The following is a 15774-nucleotide window of genomic DNA, read 5'->3' on the forward strand; positions in this document are numbered from 1 at the left end:
ATAATTTTTGGGCGAGCTTAGGTTGTTGCCCGAGGCGACCCAACGGTTGCTAAGGGCGGGGGAAACCATTGACCAAGTGGCGGCGGTAGTCCGTGAACTGGTGGACAATGCCCTCGATGCAGGAGCCGATGAGGTCACGGTCCAATACTGGCCAGAACGCTGGCAAGTCCAGGTCAGTGACAACGGACGGGGGTTGGTGACGGCGGACTTGCGGGTGTGTGCTGAGCGACATACGACCAGCAAGCTCTACGCCATCGAGGAGCTTTATCAGATTGCGAGTCTGGGTTTTCGGGGGGAGGCTCTGTTTGCAATTGCGGCGGTGAGTACGCTGACGATCGCTTCGCGGACTGCCGGGGGGGAGGGCCAGCAGGCGAGCTATGACCCGACCGGGACCCTGCTTAAACTAGAACCGATTGGGTTAGGGGCGGGGACGGTGGTTACTGTGCGGGAGCTTTTTGGTTGTTTACCCGTGCGCCAACAATTTCTCAATCTGAAAAAAGAAACCCAACAGGTTGCTCAAGTTCTCAGACGCATTGCCTTGGCCCAACCGGGCGTGACCCTGCGCCTCATTATTAACGACCGTCCACGGCTACACCTCTTAGGCGTGAGCAATCCCCGCCGCCGATTGGGGCAGGTTTTAGGAATCGCTGAAGGGGATTTACGGTTGGTGGTGCAGGACCATCTACGGCTCGTGGTGGGCTTACCAGACCGCATAAGCCGTCCGCGCAGTGATGCCATGTTCATCGGGGTGAATGGACGGTTGGTGGAGGATACAGACTTGCTCGGGGTGCTACATCAGAGTTTTCAGCGCACCTTACCCAAGGGTCGTCATCCGGTCGTGCTGGCTCTATGGGATTTGCCTGCGTCCTGGGTGGATTGGCACCGCCATCCCGCCAAACAAACCGTCCACTTAGGCGAACGCCCGCAACTAGAAGCTTGGTTGAGTCAAGCCGTCACTGAGGGCTTGAGCGGGCTTGCCCTGCGCCCTCAACCAGGACTTTTCAACGTTGCCGAAGCGCGGACTCTCTACCAAACAGGCTCCCCGCTCAACCCCCTCAAAGCCCTCAGCCAAGTCCAAAACACCTACGTCCTCGCTGAACACCAAGCTGGACTCTGGTTGGTCGAACAGCATGTCTGCCACGAACGGGTAATTTTTGAACAACTCAGTACGCCCTGGCAAGTCGTCCCCTGTCCGCCCCAAGTTCTCCCCCTCAGTGCCCGTCAAGTCGAACACCTGACCCAGTTGGGCCTAGAAGTGGAAGCCTTCGGCGAGGGTCTCTGGTGCGTGCGCTCTCTACCCCAACTCTTGGCCCAACACCCCGACCCACGGGCAAGTTTGCGGCTCTTAAGTCTGGCGGGGGACCTAGAGCAAGCCCGCGTCACCCTCGCCTGTCGCAGTGCAGTCAAAAACGGTACCCCTTTGACCTTGGACTGGCTGCAACACCTTCTAGATCAGTGGCAACAGACCAGTAACCCCCATACCTGCCCCCACGGAAGGCCCATCTACCTCACCCTCAGCAATGACGACTTGGGGCATTATTTCCGGCGCAACTGGCGCGTATGCGATAACCTGTCAGACCGTCTTGAATAAAAGCCATACCCCCCAAGAGAGAAGGGAAAGTGCGTAAAGGCTATCTAGGGGGTGAGGCTAAGCAATGGACCCAGAATCTAAATTGACATTGAACGAGTTTTTAAGGAATTAACGATGGCTACCAACGAAATTCGGCGCGCAGTAGGAACTTTCTCTGACCGGATGCAAGCTGAGCGTGCCCTGACCCAATTGCGGGATGCCGGGTTTGATATGGCAGATGTGTCGGTCGTCTCTAAGCACGAAAATGATCCCGGTACGATTGCTGGGGCTGAAGTGACGGACAACATAGGGAACAAAGCGGATGAAGGAGCAGCCAAAGGTGCAACGACCGGCGGTGTTCTAGGCGGTCTGACTGGGCTATTGGTGGGTATTGGTGCCCTAGCGATCCCCGGTATTGGTCCCGTGATGACCGCTGGAGCCATTGGTACGGCCTTGGCAACTACCCTGGCGGGCGGGGCGATCGGCGCGGCAGCTGGTGGTTTAGTCGGAGCCTTGATTGGCCTGGGTATCCCTGAAGAGCGGGCCCACAGCTACAACAAAGCGGTTGAGCAGGGCGGCTATCTCGTGCTGGTAGACGGTTCTGCCGATGAGATCCGCCAAGCCGAAACAATTCTCCACAGTGGCGGTATCCAAGATTACGGTGTTTACACCGCGCCGACCGGGACCTACCGCGACCGGACCATGACCGGCACCACGCTGGGTACGACCGGGACGCCTATGGGAACCTCAGGGATGACCACGGACATGACCGGGACCACAACCACCCGCGATTACTAAAACCATTTACGCAAGGAACGAAACCATGAATAAGCGTCTGATGAGTCTACTCTTGAGTGCCCCCCTCGTGGTGATTCTCGCCGCCTGTGGTGGTCAAAGCGAGCAGAATACCGCTAATAGTGGCGGGGCGATGAACGAGACGGGACAAGCCATGGAAGGTGCTGCCAACAACGCTGGGGAAGCTGTGGACGGGGCTGGTGAGCAAGCCGAACGCGCCTTGAAAGACGGTGCCCAAACCAATGCCTCCGGCTCGGCTGAAGATGCTAAGGAAGATGCTAGCAGCGAGACCCGCCGCGCTCAACTTAACTCCGACATCCGTTCTCGCGAAGAGCGGTCTAACACTACGGGTGAAGTAAGCGATGGCGACCTAGAGAGCAAAGTCCGCTCCAAACTCGAAGCCAACCTGCAAAAGCGCGAACTGACCGTGAATGCTGAAAATGGTGTGGTCACCATCCAAGGCCAAGTGGCGAGTCAAGCTGAGATGGATAAAGCCCTCAAATTGGCCCGCGAGATCAACGGTGTCAAAGATGTGCGCTCCCAACTCACCATGGGTGCTAGCTAAGCTCAATCTGACCCCTCCCTTGACTGGGAGGGGCCGGAGCTTAGTAGATGAAGGTTCGATAAAGTAGCTTGGTTTAAGTATTTTTGCAGGATAACTTTTTTACGTAATTATGCTTACTCGGTTGCTGGCTCTGGCCTCTGGTTAGGCAGGGACCCAGGAACTTAGGGGGTAAAAATGTGTCTGCAGTCACTTATTGGCACAATTTAGCCCGGTACTAATCGCAAATACACACTTTTTCTCAGGAAACACAACCTGATAAGTCGTGGGAGATTGCTGAGGGACAGGGAATAGGGCGGACTCTAGACTTGGACTTACCGATGGGGGTGTAAAGACGCAAGCCTTTACGGACCCTGTAGATCCTGTCCCTCCCCTCTTGCGCCGAGGTCTGCCGTGATTTCCAATGTCCCTCAGCAACATAGCTCTCCCCCGAGCGAAACTTTAACCCGTCAGTTTGAAGCCCTGAAGCAGTCTAATTTCAGTGGTCGCTTAGAAGTCCGTGCCCGGTCTGGGGACTGGAATTTTTATTTTTACTTAGGCAGGCTTCTTTTTGCAGCGGGCGGAGACCAGCCCTTACGTCGCTGGCAACGCCAATTTGCCCAGCACTGTCCCGACACTGCCGCAACTCTATTGAGTTGGATGGTGGGAACCAGTCGGGGGACCCGCCCACTTGAGGGTATTCTAAGCCCGAGCCGTCACGAATACGCCGATGCCCAATATGAAATGCTCTGTGGTCTCTTCAAACGCAGCACGATCAACCGCGAACAGGTGGGGCTCGTGCTGCAAGGGGTCGTAGATGAGGTGCTCTGGGATGTCTTCCAGGCTGGTGAATGTACATATCAGGTGGAGCCAGAAGCCCAGGGTGAAATGATGTTGACCTTAATGAGTGTGCCGGAGACCCTGGAACGAGTACAACGGTCCTGGGCACGCTGGCGGACCATGGGTTTTACGCGATTATCACCCAACTCGGCTCCTTTACTGCGGGACTCCATGCGGCTGCGGGAGCGTACTTCAGCAGCAGTCTTCCAAAATCTCCAGGCCTTGCTCACCGGGCAGCAGACCCTCCGTGACCTGACCCAGCAGGTACAACTCGACCTCCATACCCTGACGCGTTCGCTCTGGCCCTACATTGAGGAGAATATCATCCAGTTAGTAGAGGTCTTGGACCTCCCGCCTACGGCTCCGCTACCCACGCCATCCAGTGTGCCGTTGGTGGCCTGTGTGGATGACAGTCTCCAGATTTGTCAGACGATGGAGCGGATTGTGAATGGAGCAGGGTACCGTTTTTTCGCGGTCCAGGAGCCTTTACGCGGGTTTGCGACGTTATTACAGCGCAAACCGGACCTGATTTTCCTAGATCTGATCATGCCCAACACCAACGGCTATGAAGTCTGCTCAAAACTGCGCCGGGTGGCAGCTTTTCGGCGCACACCGATCATTATCCTCACAGGCAACGACGGGATCATTGACCGGGTACGCGCTAAGTTTGTTGGGTCCTCGGGGTTTATTGGCAAACCCGCTAAACCAGAACTGGTCCTAGCGGTAGTCCATCGTCACCTCGCCAAAGTCAAATCACGGTGAACTTATGTCCTTAGTTTTGGTGATTGAAGATACCCTAACTGACCGCGAAGTGCTGGCAACCTGCCTACGCCGCAGCGGACTAGAAGTCCTCACCTGTATCAGTAGTGAAGAGGCCCTCGAAAAGTTACGCAGCCTCCGCCCCGACGCCATCGTGCTGGATGTGGTCCTACCGGGCGTGAGCGGGTTTGAACTGTGCCGCGAACTGAAGTCTGAACCGACCACCGCCCAGATCCCGGTGGTGCTGTGTTCCACTAAGGGCACGGACATGGACCGCTTCTGGGGGCTGCGTCAAGGGGCCGATGCTTACCTCGCTAAGCCCGTGGACCAAGAAGAACTCGTCCGCACGGTCAAGTCCGTGCTGAGGAAGTGACGATGACGATCCAGCACCTCCGGTTCAACCTCTCGGCCCAGGTGACGGCACTCTTGCCCGTCGCCCAAGTGACGGAGGTACTGGACCTAGACGTGGCGCAGGTGACCCCGATTCCCCAGATGGCCCCCTGGGTCCTAGGGGTTTTCAATTGGCGCGGGGAGATTGTCTGGGCAATGGACCTCAGTTACGGTTTGGGCTTACCACCTTTACCGCCCGGTGCCCATTACCTGACGGTTCTAGCCCAGCACCGGGGGCAACGCTTGGGGCTGGTAGTCCAGGCCGTGGAGGACATGGCTTGGTGTGCTCCCGAGGAACTCAAGCCCCTCATACCGACTTTATTCCCAGCGGTCTTAAGCCAGGTAGCTCAGGGGCATTGGCTCACCCCAGAGGGAGCAGCCTTGGTCGTCCTTGATGGTGAAATGCTCCTAGACCGTGAATTTTGGCAAACCCTTACCGCCTGAGGCCCCCATGACGATTGCTTATCCCAACGAACGCCCCCTGGACCGCACCGTACCTTCTGATAACACCGCCGTGGTCAAACAGATCACTAAGCGCACCAACTTCCTGAAATCGCTTCTTGCTGACGGCGAAGACGAGGCAAGTCGTTATGTATTGAAGATGGTCCAACAGATTGAGAGCCTGACGGACCTTTTGGAGGAACGGGACCGCAAAGCCTCCCCCAATGATGACCGTTATCGTCTAGAGCGCGATTTACTCCTATCCATCATTGCCAAAATTCGCGAATCCCTAGACTTACAGACCATTTTTGAAACCACGGTCACGGAGGTCCGGCAATTGATTGGGGCCGACCGGATGGTGGTCTACCAGTTCGACCAAGACTTCTTGGGGACGGTGGTTGCCGAGTCTGTGGGCACGGGCTGGACGAAATCCCTCGGGGTGCCGATTATTGATACCTGCTTCAAAGAAAGCCGGGGCTCAGGGAAGTCGGGTTATGAGAATGGGCGGATTATCCCCACGGACGATATTTATAAGGCTGGTTTGACCCCCTGTCACCTCAAGATGCTGGAGCAGTTTGAGGTCAAGTCCAACTTGGTTGTGCCGATTTTACAAGAGGAGCGAGTCTGGGGGTTGTTGATTGCCCACCAGTGTGCGGCGACGCGCCATTGGGCGGAGACTGAGGTGAGCTTGCTCTACCAGATTGCCCTCCAGTTAAAAGTTGCGATCCAACAGGCCGAGTCGGTCCTCCAGCAACAACAAAAAGCGAAACAGGAACGCGACCGCCTCTTTGCTATCACCAACAAAATTCGTGCCTCTTTAGATTTACAGACAATTTTTGATACTGCTGTTACTGAGGTCCGGCAATATCTCCAGACCGACCGAATGGTGGTCTATAAGTTCGATGAGAACTTTATGGGTACGGTAGTTGCCGAATCCGTGGGGGCTAAGTGGACCGTTTCCCTAGGGCTGCCGATTGTGGATACCTGTTTCAAGGAAACCAAGGCCGTCCAGTACGCCCAGGGCCGGATTGTCCCCACCGAGGACATCCGCAATGCTGGGTTGACCGCCTGTCATATCAAAATGTTGGAGCGGTTTGAGGTCAAGGCCAACTTAGTCGTACCGATCCTCCAGGAAGGGGGAGCTGTCTGGGGCTTGTTTATCGCCCACCAATGCGACCGGACCCGCGCTTGGACCGAGTCTGAGATCAATGTCCTTTACCAGATCGCCACCCAACTTACCGTGGGGATTCAACAGGCCGAGTCCGTCTTGCAACAGCAAGTTAAAGCCCGTCAAGAGCGCGACCAAGTGCTGGCCTTAACCACCAAAATCCGCGAATCTCTAGACTTACAGACGATCTTCAATACCGCCGTCCAAGAACTCCGGGTTTTCCTGGGGGCAGACCGGATGGTGGTCTACAGGTTTGACCCCGACTTCATCGGTACAGTTGTGGCGGAGGCGGTCCTACCGGGCTGGACCCCCTCCTTGGGATTGGCGATTGTGGATACCTGCTTTAAGGAAACCAAAGCCGTCCAGTACGCCCAAGGCCGGATTGTCCCCACGGAGGACATTCAAAATGCTGGGTTGACCGCCTGTCACATCCAGATGCTCGAGCGGTTCCAGGTCAAGGCCAACCTCGTCGTCCCTATCCTCCAAGAGGGGATGGTTTGGGGGCTTTTCATTGCCCACCAGTGTTCTCATACCCGCGCTTGGTTGGAGTCCGAGATCAACTTGCTCTATCAAGTCGCTACCCAGTTGACCATCGCTATTCAACAGGCAGAGTCCGTGGTCAAGGCCCAGCAAAAAGCCAGAGAGGAGCGCGACCAACTTCTGAGTGTGATTGCCAAAGTCCAGCAGGCTCAGAACACCGATGCCTACTACGCCCAAATCACTCAGGAGGCGCGGGTCCTGCTCGGGGCTGACCGGGTGGCAATCTACCGCTTTAACCCAGACTGGGGCGGGGAGTTTATGGCAGAGTCCTTCGGGGCAGGCTGCAAGCCCCTCGTTGGCACCGCCCGCGCCCGTGTGGACGATTCCTATCTCCAGGCCAATGGTGGTGGTCGTTACCGGGAGGACGAGCATCAAGTAGTGGATGACATCTACAAGATGGGTTTTGATAGTTGCCATACCGAGTTACTAGAACAATTCCAAGCCCGTGCCTACGTGATTGTGCCGATTTTCCAGAACCGCAAGCTCTGGGGACTCTTGGCGGCTTACCAAAACTCGGGTCCCCGCCGGTGGGAGAAGTACGAGATTACCCAGCTACGCCAGTACGCGAGCCAATTGGCCGATACGGTGTACCGCACCGCCACGATTGAGGCGCGTAATCTCTTGCAGTGTGACCGGGTGGCCCTGTTTCGTTTTGACCCGGACTTCAGTGGTGAGTTCGTGATGGAGTCCGTGAGCGAGGGCTGGTTGCCTTTGGTCGGGACGGAACGTGCCCGTGTCACCGATAGTTACTTGACCAAAAACGATGGGGGCCGTTACCGCAACAACGAAAGTCAAACGGTCAACGACATCTATACCACCGGGTTTGATAGCTGTCATATCAGTTTGCTGGAGCGGTTCCAGGCCCGTGCTTACATCATTGTGCCCGTCTTCCAGGACCAGAAGCTTTGGGGGTTATTTGCGGCCTACCAAAACTCCGGTCCCCGCCTCTGGTCGGAATCTGAAGTTAACCTGCTCTACCAAGTCGCCATCCAAATCACCGTCGGTCAACAGCAGGCCGAAGCTCTCGAAAAAGCTCGTCTGCTGGCTGAAGCTGCCAAACGTGAACAACAGGCCCGGGAGAATGAAGCCCGTCAACAGCAGGAGTTCGCCCGTCAGCAACAGGGGGCCAAGGAACAACTACAACGGCGCATCCTCGAACTGATGATGGAAGTGGACCCGGTAAGTAAAGGGGACCTGACCATCCGCGCTCGGGTAGACGAAGACGAGATCGGGACCCTGGCAGACTCCTACAACGCCACGATCAGCAGCTTGCGGAAAATCGTCGTCCAGGTCCAACAGGCCACCCGCCAAATGACCGGAACGGCGACCCAGAGCACCACGGAGGTCACGGGATTAGCTCTCGCTTCCTTACAACAAGCCGAGGAACTGACCCTGGCCCTAGGCCGGGTTGAACAGATGGACTCTTCCATCCAACAGGTTTCCCAGAGTGCCCGTGCCGCCGAAGCTGCCGTCCAACAGGCCAACCGCACCCTAGCGGCTGGGGATCAAGCCATGGACCGCACCGTAGACGGGATCTTGGTCATCCGCGAGACCGTGGCTGAGACCGCCAAAAAAATCAAACGCCTCAGCGAGTCCTCCCAGAAGATCTCCAAGGTCGTAAGTCTGATCGCTAGCTTCGCTGCCCAGACCAACCTCCTCGCCCTCAACGCTGCCATTGAAGCCGCCCGCGCCGGGGAGCAGGGCCGGGGGTTCGCCGTGGTTGCCGATGAAGTCCGTTCCTTAGCCCGTCAGTCTGCCCAGGCCACCGCCGAGATCGAGAAATTGGTGGAAGGCATTCAACAGGAAACCCGTGAAGTGGCCCTCGCCATGGAATCCGGGACGGAGCAAGTCGTGGCAGGAACTAAGTTGGTCAACGAGACCCGTCAGAGCCTCACCCAGATCGCTCAGGTCAGCGGTGAGATTAGCCGCTTAGTTCAGACGATTGCCCAATCCAGCTACACTCAGGCCGAGGCTTCTGAGTCCATCACCCAAGTCATGAAGGATGTAGCCCAGAGTGCCCAGGCCACAGCCGGCGGGGCGAACCAAACTACCATTTCCTTTAAGCTCCTCTTGGAAGTGGCCCAACAGCTAGAGGTCAGTGTCGGCAAATTTAAGGTGAACTAGCCATGGCTCTGGACTACGATATCCGTCTACAGGCCGCCGAGTACTTCGCCCAGGAAGCCCCCGAACTCCTAGCGGTGATCGAGCAGGAATTGCTCCAACTCAAGACCCAACGCACGATTAACCGCGTCCACAACCTAATGCGGGCGGCCCATTCGCTCAAGGGCGGGGCCGCCACTGTTGGGCTGGGGCTCATCACCGACTTGTCCCACAAACTCGAAGACAGTTTCAAGGGGTTATATCGCGAGTCCCTGGTCCTGGATGCCGAGCTTGAGGAACTACTATTTGCGGGCTTTGACCACCTGCGGACTTTAGTAATGGCCCAGGTGAGCGGGGAAAAAGTGGATGAGGCAGCGGTTCGCGCCACCGCCCAGGGGATCTTCCAGCAAATTGAACAAAAGCTGGGCGGGTTTCAGGACGAAGACGAACGGCTCCTGGATTCGACGGACCTGGGAGTGGATATTGTCTTGTCCATCTTTACAGTGGATGTGGCCCAGGGGATCGAGCGGATCGAGATGATTTTGACCACGGGTCAGCCCTTGGCTGAGGACCTGCAAGCGGTGGCAGAAGTTTTTCTAGGACTGGCAGAACTGACTAACCTACCGGGGTTCGCGGCGGTCTCGCAGACGGTCCTGGATGCCCTCATCCGCCACCCCGCCCAAGCTCCCGCAATTGCCCGTCTCGCCCTCCACGACTGGAAACAAGGCCAAGCTCAGGTCCTCGCCGGGGACCGCGACCTAGGCGGTACAGTCTCGCCCCTCCTCCAGAGATGGACCGGACCCACTAAGCAAGTCACTCCTGCAGAACTCCACAACCCGACTGTTCCCGCCCCTAGTAAGGATGTAGGCTGGCTGGCGGGGATTAAACAACTCTTGGCGCGTCTGCTACCCGGTCGTAAACCCAAGCCTGCACCGTTGGTCGTCTCTAGCCCGGTCCACGCTGTAGAACCACCCCTGTCGGCTTTGAGTCTTGAGGATATTTTTGGGTCTGTGGAATCCGTTGTCTTACCTAGTCTAGAACCGGACTTAACGGAAGCTATTACTGAGAGTCACCCGTCGGCTGAGCTCCCCTTACCCGTTGAATTGCTACCGGAATCTATCCCCGCTCCTCCCATGTTTCCCGCAGCAACTACCTTTGCTGAGGTCGCGGCCGCCTTTGACCAGTTACCTCCCGCCACAGATTTGATCCCGGTCGTCCCGACCACCCCGGTGCCTATCCTTGAACCTGCCTCCACGCCCCAACCCGCGCGGCCCACGGTGCGGGTGGACCTAGAACGCATGGACACCCTCAACAACCTCGTTGGGGAACTAGTTATCAACCGCAATGGTCTGGCGATGCAACAGGAGCAACTAGAAGGTTCCTTGCAGGATTTGACCTATCGGTTTGAGCGATTTGAAGCGATGGGCCGTCGGGTCCAGGAACTGTGTGACCGACTCTTGGTCGCCCCTCAACGCTCCGCTCCCCGTGCAGACTTTGATCTCCTCGAATTTGACACCTACGGCGCGCTCCACGAAAGTATCCAAGAAGTCCTAGATGAAATGGGGCAGATGTATGAGGTCTCCGGTGCTCTCCGCCAGAGTACCGAAGCCAGCGGACGGACCCTAGAGCAACACCGCCGGATGTTGACCAGCTTGCGCGACGGCTTAATGTGGGCAAGGATGCTTCCCCTGAGCGAGACCCTCAACCGTCTACCCCGGATGGTCCGTGACTTGGCCCACCGCTACGACAAACCCGCCCGTCTGACCCTCCAAGGAGCCGGGGTCCCTGTGGACCGCTTGGCCCTCGAAAAACTGAGCGATCCCCTGGTTCACCTCGTCCGTAATGCCTTCGACCATGGCCTCGAATCCCCCAGTGAACGGCAACGGTTAGGCAAAGACCCCACGGGTCAGATCCAAATCAACTGTTACCACCAGGGTGCTCAGACTCTCATTGAGGTCAAGGATGATGGAATGGGTCTAGACTTGGTACGGATTGCCCAACGGGCCCAGGAGCTAGGTCTCATTACCGTCGGCGAAACAGACCCAGCACGGTTACTGGCTTGTATTTTTGAACCGGGCTTCTCTACCCAGACGACCGTGAGCGAACTCTCTGGGCGCGGGATGGGCCTAGATGTGGTGCGCTTGCAACTAGAGAGTATCAAAGGTCAAGTGACCGTCAGCACGGTAGCTGGTCAAGGGACGACCTTCACCCTCAGCATCCCCTTAACCTTAACCGTGGCGAAGTTGCTGGTTTTTCTAGTGCGCGGTCACGCTTGGGCCTTACCCCTTGAAGCAGTTGCCGAAGTGCTTGTCCCCGACCCAGCCGACCTCAAGCAATCCGGGGGCCAAGAATTACTGTTGTGGCGCGAACAACTCCTTGTCCTCAAGCCCCTCCATGCGGTCTTTGGCTATGCCCCGACAGAAGGGGATGATTTACCCTTGAGCCTCACGCCCCTAGTGGTAACGGGCGGCCCGGTCCTTGTGGTCAAGACGCCTCAACAACAAGTCGCCCTCGCCGTGGAACAACTGGTCACCCAACAGGAACTGGTAATCAAACCCTTCACCGGGGTCTTCAATCCACCGAGCTATCTGTATGGTTGTACGGTTCTAGGGGATGGTACCCTCGTCCCGGTCATGGAACCAGGGGCTCTACTGCGCCATATTCTCAGCGGTGGTGCCCAGCTGCCCCCGACTCAGCCTGCCCCTAGCTCCAGTGCATCCTTGGTGCTTGTGGTAGATGACTCCTTGATCCAACGCCAGACGATTACCCTCACGCTCCAGAAAGCCGGGTACCGGGTGGTTCAAGCTAAGGATGGACGCGAAGGTTTGACCCGACTCCAAGAACAACCCGCCATTCGTCTCGTCCTATGTGATATTGAGATGCCCCACCTAGACGGATTCGAGTTTCTCAAACAGTGCCCCCGGGTTCCCGTCGTCATGTTAACCTCGCGCAGTGGGACCAAGCACCGTCGCCTCGCCGAGCAATTGGGAGCTAAAGGCTACCTCACCAAACCCTTCATCACCACTGAATTGCTGGACATAACGGCAAAATGGTGCAGCGTATGAGCATGCTAAAAATACTGGTCCTTGCCATCGGTGAGATCAATCTCGGCCTACGGATCGAACAGGTCCACCGGGTGATGGTCCATCCCGCAGTCTTTGGGCAAAAAGGAGAACGCCTCGGGGTGACAGAGGTAGATGCCCAAGCAGTCACGGTGGTAGATGTCCAACGACAGATTGCCCCTCATCTAGTAGCCGTCCAACCCAGTTATCTAGTCCTTGGGCGGGGACGGGGGGGGGAACTGTACGGGTTGCCCCTTGCCCTAGCTCCTATTCTCGTGGAAGTCCCGCTCACTCAAGTCCGCGCCCTCCCTGATTCCTACCGCCGCAATGAACGTCTAGGGATCGCCAGCCACGTCGCTATAGTCCAGCATGAAGAACAAAACCTCACACTCTTCTTAGTAGACCTAGACCGCTTAGTAGACCCGATTTCAACAAGCTCTACCCGTGGTTAACGTAGGCGTTAGCACAAGCTAGAGACAACTGATGGTTTCTCAGCCGATAGAGCAGGATGTTAATCACCGACGAAAATTACTAGCTGTAGCATGCTCTCAGTTGCATTCAGATCCGCTCTGGTAGCGGGTTTGATAGATTAGCCCCTGACCAGATTTGAACTGGTGACCTTTCCATTACGAGTGGAACGCACTACCACTGTGCTACAGGGGCACTCTTCTAGGATCTCATACATCGGGGGAGCATGGCAATCTAGGTGGAGATCTGGGCCACGCTACGGACCACCTGTTTCTCCCCCAGCAGGATTTTGGCCTGGAGGGGTAGCTCTGGTCCACGGGCGCGGAAATTGGTTTTGAGGACTTCAGCTTGAAGCGCGGTGTTTAGTTGGGCGATAGCCTGGGTTAGCTGGTCATACTCTACTTGGGAAATCTCTGTCAAGGTGTAGCCCCGCGTAGTTGGCGGGGCCATCATCGGCACTTTTTCGGCGGGGAGCATTGAGAGGAGGGCCGTGATAATTAGATCTGCTAGGGGACCCGTCACGGGTACGGTCAGTTCACCGAACTGCAATTGTTTCGCTTGGGCATCTACCTGTAGCACTTGGGCCATGAGCAATTCTCTTTTTGTACTTAAATTGTCCCTCAAGTGGGAGCCGAGCCAAGAAGTTTGTCTGTGGGCTTGTAAAGAGAACCCCTAAGACGATATATTGTTGACTTGTGTCATTTCTCCATGCCCCATGAAGCTTAGTCGTAAAGAGCAGGCGCGTAAACGCCATGGCCGCATCCGTAACCGGGTGACGGGTTCGACCACACGTCCTCGCTTGGCGGTCTACCGTTCCAATCGCCACATCTATGCCCAAGTCATTGATGATGTAAACCAACGGACTTTGGTGGCGGCCTCCACCCTGGACGCTGATTTCAAAGGGTCAGAAGACCCCGATGCCGCCTCGACTCAGGAAGCAGCGCGGGTGGTGGGCCGCTTAGTCGCTGAGCGGGCGATGGCGGGCGGAATTACGCAGGTGGTTTTTGACCGGGGCGGTAAGCCGTACCATGGTCGGGTGGCAGCCTTAGCTGAAGGTGCCCGTGAAGCTGGCTTAACATTCTAAAACACAGGATTGACCCATGGCAGACTTCAACAGAGATTCCAACCGCGATTCTAATAAAGACTCCAAAGAACGTGGTGGCGGCGGGGACCGGAAACGTAAGCAACGGGACCGGACCGCTGAACAACAGCCGGAGAGCGAATGGAAAGAACGGGTCGTCCAGATTCGTCGTGTCACCAAGGTCGTCAAGGGCGGTAAAAAACTGAGCTTCCGGGCGGTGGTCGTCCTTGGTAACGAGAAGGGCCAAGTCGGGGTCGGGGTCGGCAAAGCGGCTGAAGTGATTGGGGCGGTGAAAAAGGGCGTGACTGAAGCTAAGAAGTGCCTCGTTACGGTACCCCTGACCCGGCTCAATTCAATTCCCCATCCCATGACCGGGACAGCGGGGGCAGCGAAAGTGATGCTGCGTCCGGCGGCGGCGGGAACCGGGGTAATTGCCGGCGGAGCCGTGCGGACGGTTCTAGAATTGGCCGGGGTCAAAAATATCCTAGCGAAATCCCTAGGGGCTGATTCTCCGCTCAATAACGCCCGTGCCGCCACCGATGCCTTGAGCCAACTGCGTAACTTTAAGGATATTGCCGACGAGCGGGGCATTCCGGTCAGCAACTTGTACAGCAAGTAACCCATGGCGACCGTCGAATCCCAAGAACGCTTCCAGCAGGGGCTAAAGCTCTATGAGGCTGAGGCCCCCTTGCCTGAAGTGATTCCCATTTTTAAAGATATTGTCAAGAATGAACCCAAGAACTGCGCGGCTTGGACCTGTCTGAGTTGGTTGTATCTTTTGAACGACCAACCCAAACTCGCCCTAGATGCCGCCCGTAAAGCCGTCCCCCTTGGTCAAGCCGACGCCCAAGCCCGGATTAATCTAGTCCTCGCCATGCTAGAGACCAAACAAAAGGGCGTGCGCGAACCGATGGAACAAGCCATCCAAATTGTCACCTTGGATCAAGACCAAGCTGAACAGGTAGCCCACAACATTACCGATGGCCTAGAACGTCGTCCAGATTGGTCCGCCCTACTGAAAGTCCAAGCTTGGCTGAACGAGGGAGCTTAAGTTTTTTACTGAGGGCAATTAGAGGATGTTGACAGTGTGTACTGCCCCCCTTGACTGAGACAGGTAGTTAAGCTTCCCTAGCCGATAGGAGGCTTACGCCATGTCCCTGAAACGTCGCAGATTTACCCCTGACTTTACCCCCACAGGAGGCAAGCACTCCAGGTACGCCGTGAAATTGAAGCGGGGAAAACCTCAGCCCAAGCAGCACGGGAGCACCAAATCAACCCCACCATAATTGCCAACTGGCAAAAGCAGCACCAGCAGTACGCTGAGCAAGCCTTCCAGGGTGACGGTAATACTTGCCAGGACACAGCCCGTATTGCTGTGGCTTGGCTCAGCGTAGGGTCTACTAGAGCGGATGGTCGGCAGTTGGCGCTGGAGAACTCTGTTTTAAAAAAGCCTTGCTGCGGTTAGAGACCAAGGCACCCTCGACACGCCGCAATACCAAGAACTGCTGTACACCCAAGTGGCACAGCAAGCTGCCACCGGCACAGCGTCGGTGGCCGGCCTGTGCCGCACCTTGAAGCTCAACCGTGCCGCTTACTCCCGCTGGAGAGCTCGTACTGCCCAGCCCGAGCGAGATACCGAACTACATAACCAGCTCCAGCAGGTAGCCCTGGCGTGGCCGAGTTATGGCTATCGGCACGTGACCCATGAGCTAAAACGCAGGGGGAATCACAAGCGGGTGTTGCGCTTGAGGCGCGGGGATAATCTGCTGTGCTTACGCAAGCCAGGATTCGTCAATACAACAGATGCCAACCTGGTGCCCAAGCTGGAGGTGACCGGGGTAGACCCATGGTGGATCTCAGATATCACCTATAGCCGACTGGGCATGGAACTTGTCGGTGAGTACAGGCTTGGTGCATCACGACCACCGGGGCGTGCAATAGGCCTCGCATGCCTACATCGGGGTGCTCCAGGCGCAGGGCATCCGCATGATAGCCTAGCGTGGCGCAGCCATGTCGTCA

The 15774-nt window shown here is 56.7% G+C and carries 14 protein-coding genes and 1 tRNA gene; 13 read left to right on the forward strand and 2 right to left on the reverse strand.

All coding sequences use genetic code 11. The features are described 5' to 3' along the window. Positions 1–7: 7 nt before the first annotated feature. From mutL to HFM78_RS11020, 9 genes are all read left to right on the forward strand, one after another. On the forward strand, positions 8–1591 hold the full coding sequence (gene mutL / locus HFM78_RS10980; RefSeq protein ID WP_287129491.1) for a DNA mismatch repair endonuclease MutL: 1584 nt from the start codon (positions 8–10) through the stop codon (positions 1589–1591). A gap of 114 nt (positions 1592–1705) precedes the next feature. Beyond that, on the forward strand, positions 1706–2368 hold the full coding sequence (locus HFM78_RS10985; RefSeq protein WP_287129492.1) for a general stress protein: 663 nt from the start codon (positions 1706–1708) through the stop codon (positions 2366–2368). A gap of 25 nt (positions 2369–2393) precedes the next feature. Next, positions 2394–2930 carry a BON domain-containing protein gene (locus HFM78_RS10990; protein ID WP_287129493.1) on the forward strand — a complete coding sequence of 179 codons (537 nt, stop codon included), beginning with the start codon at positions 2394–2396 and terminating at the stop codon, positions 2928–2930. A gap of 390 nt (positions 2931–3320) precedes the next feature. Then, complete coding sequence (locus HFM78_RS10995; protein ID WP_287129494.1) at positions 3321–4508, forward strand: response regulator; 1188 nt, start codon at positions 3321–3323, stop codon at positions 4506–4508. A gap of 4 nt (positions 4509–4512) precedes the next feature. Beyond that, positions 4513–4878 carry a response regulator transcription factor gene (locus HFM78_RS11000; protein ID WP_287129495.1) on the forward strand — a complete coding sequence of 122 codons (366 nt, stop codon included), beginning with the start codon at positions 4513–4515 and terminating at the stop codon, positions 4876–4878. Positions 4879–4880: 2 nt separating this feature from the next. Beyond that, a complete protein-coding gene (locus tag HFM78_RS11005; RefSeq protein WP_287129496.1) occupies positions 4881–5339 on the forward strand; it encodes a chemotaxis protein CheW in 459 nt (152 codons plus the stop codon). 7 nt (positions 5340–5346) lie between these two features. Beyond that, positions 5347–9168, forward strand: coding sequence for a GAF domain-containing protein (locus HFM78_RS11010; protein WP_287129497.1), 3822 nt, complete (start codon positions 5347–5349; stop codon positions 9166–9168). Positions 9169–9170: 2 nt separating this feature from the next. Further along, positions 9171–12209 carry a hybrid sensor histidine kinase/response regulator gene (locus HFM78_RS11015; RefSeq protein WP_287129498.1) on the forward strand — a complete coding sequence of 1013 codons (3039 nt, stop codon included), beginning with the start codon at positions 9171–9173 and terminating at the stop codon, positions 12207–12209. A 2-nt stretch (positions 12210–12211) separates the two neighbouring features. Further along, the gene (locus HFM78_RS11020) at positions 12212–12658 is read left to right on the forward strand and encodes a hypothetical protein (RefSeq protein WP_287129499.1); all 447 of its coding nucleotides are present in this window, start codon (positions 12212–12214) and stop codon (positions 12656–12658) included. A 139-nt stretch (positions 12659–12797) separates the two neighbouring features. On the opposite strand, the gene HFM78_RS11025 is transcribed toward HFM78_RS11020, so the two are convergent. Continuing rightward, positions 12798–12869, reverse strand: a tRNA-Thr gene (locus tag HFM78_RS11025). A 39-nt stretch (positions 12870–12908) separates the two neighbouring features. Beyond that, complete coding sequence (locus tag HFM78_RS11030; protein ID WP_287129500.1) at positions 12909–13262, reverse strand: hypothetical protein; 354 nt, start codon at positions 13260–13262, stop codon at positions 12909–12911. 127 nt (positions 13263–13389) lie between these two features. Between HFM78_RS11030 and rplR the strand changes: the two genes are divergently transcribed. From rplR to HFM78_RS16355, 4 genes are all read left to right on the forward strand, one after another. Next, positions 13390–13758: a 50S ribosomal protein L18 gene (gene rplR, locus HFM78_RS11035; protein ID WP_287129501.1), complete on the forward strand. Its 369-nt coding sequence runs from the start codon at positions 13390–13392 to the stop codon at positions 13756–13758. A gap of 16 nt (positions 13759–13774) precedes the next feature. Next, a complete protein-coding gene (gene rpsE / locus HFM78_RS11040; protein ID WP_287129502.1) occupies positions 13775–14374 on the forward strand; it encodes a 30S ribosomal protein S5 in 600 nt (199 codons plus the stop codon). A gap of 3 nt (positions 14375–14377) precedes the next feature. Then, positions 14378–14806, forward strand: a complete 429-nt coding sequence (locus tag HFM78_RS11045) for a tetratricopeptide repeat protein (RefSeq protein WP_287129503.1) — start codon at positions 14378–14380, stop codon at positions 14804–14806. Between the two features lie 499 nt (positions 14807–15305). Then, positions 15306–15774, forward strand: a 469-nt coding sequence (locus tag HFM78_RS16355; RefSeq protein WP_396033157.1) for an IS3 family transposase, incomplete at its 3' end; no start/stop codon positions are given.

Origin of the sequence: Candidatus Cyanaurora vandensis, from assembly GCF_013285555.1 — a bacterium.
GTDB classification, from domain to species: domain Bacteria; phylum Cyanobacteriota; class Cyanobacteriia; order Gloeobacterales; family Anthocerotibacteraceae; genus Cyanaurora; species Cyanaurora vandensis.

What these genes read in the sequence shown, in the direction of transcription:
- rplR (WP_287129501.1), top strand. Translation starts at nt 13,390, where the DNA reads ATGAAGCTTAGTCGTAAAGAGCAGGCGCGTAAACGCCATGGCCGCATC.
- HFM78_RS10990 (WP_287129493.1), top strand. Translation starts at nt 2,394, where the DNA reads ATGAATAAGCGTCTGATGAGTCTACTCTTGAGTGCCCCCCTCGTGGTG.
- HFM78_RS10985 (WP_287129492.1), top strand. Translation starts at nt 1,706, where the DNA reads ATGGCTACCAACGAAATTCGGCGCGCAGTAGGAACTTTCTCTGACCGG.
- HFM78_RS11005 (WP_287129496.1), top strand. Translation starts at nt 4,881, where the DNA reads ATGACGATCCAGCACCTCCGGTTCAACCTCTCGGCCCAGGTGACGGCA.
- HFM78_RS11030 (WP_287129500.1), bottom strand. Translation starts at nt 13,262, where the DNA reads ATGGCCCAAGTGCTACAGGTAGATGCCCAAGCGAAACAATTGCAGTTC.
- HFM78_RS11045 (WP_287129503.1), top strand. Translation starts at nt 14,378, where the DNA reads ATGGCGACCGTCGAATCCCAAGAACGCTTCCAGCAGGGGCTAAAGCTC.
- HFM78_RS11015 (WP_287129498.1), top strand. Translation starts at nt 9,171, where the DNA reads ATGGCTCTGGACTACGATATCCGTCTACAGGCCGCCGAGTACTTCGCC.
- rpsE (WP_287129502.1), top strand. Translation starts at nt 13,775, where the DNA reads ATGGCAGACTTCAACAGAGATTCCAACCGCGATTCTAATAAAGACTCC.
- HFM78_RS11020 (WP_287129499.1), top strand. Translation starts at nt 12,212, where the DNA reads ATGCTAAAAATACTGGTCCTTGCCATCGGTGAGATCAATCTCGGCCTA.
- HFM78_RS11010 (WP_287129497.1), top strand. Translation starts at nt 5,347, where the DNA reads ATGACGATTGCTTATCCCAACGAACGCCCCCTGGACCGCACCGTACCT.
- HFM78_RS11000 (WP_287129495.1), top strand. Translation starts at nt 4,513, where the DNA reads ATGTCCTTAGTTTTGGTGATTGAAGATACCCTAACTGACCGCGAAGTG.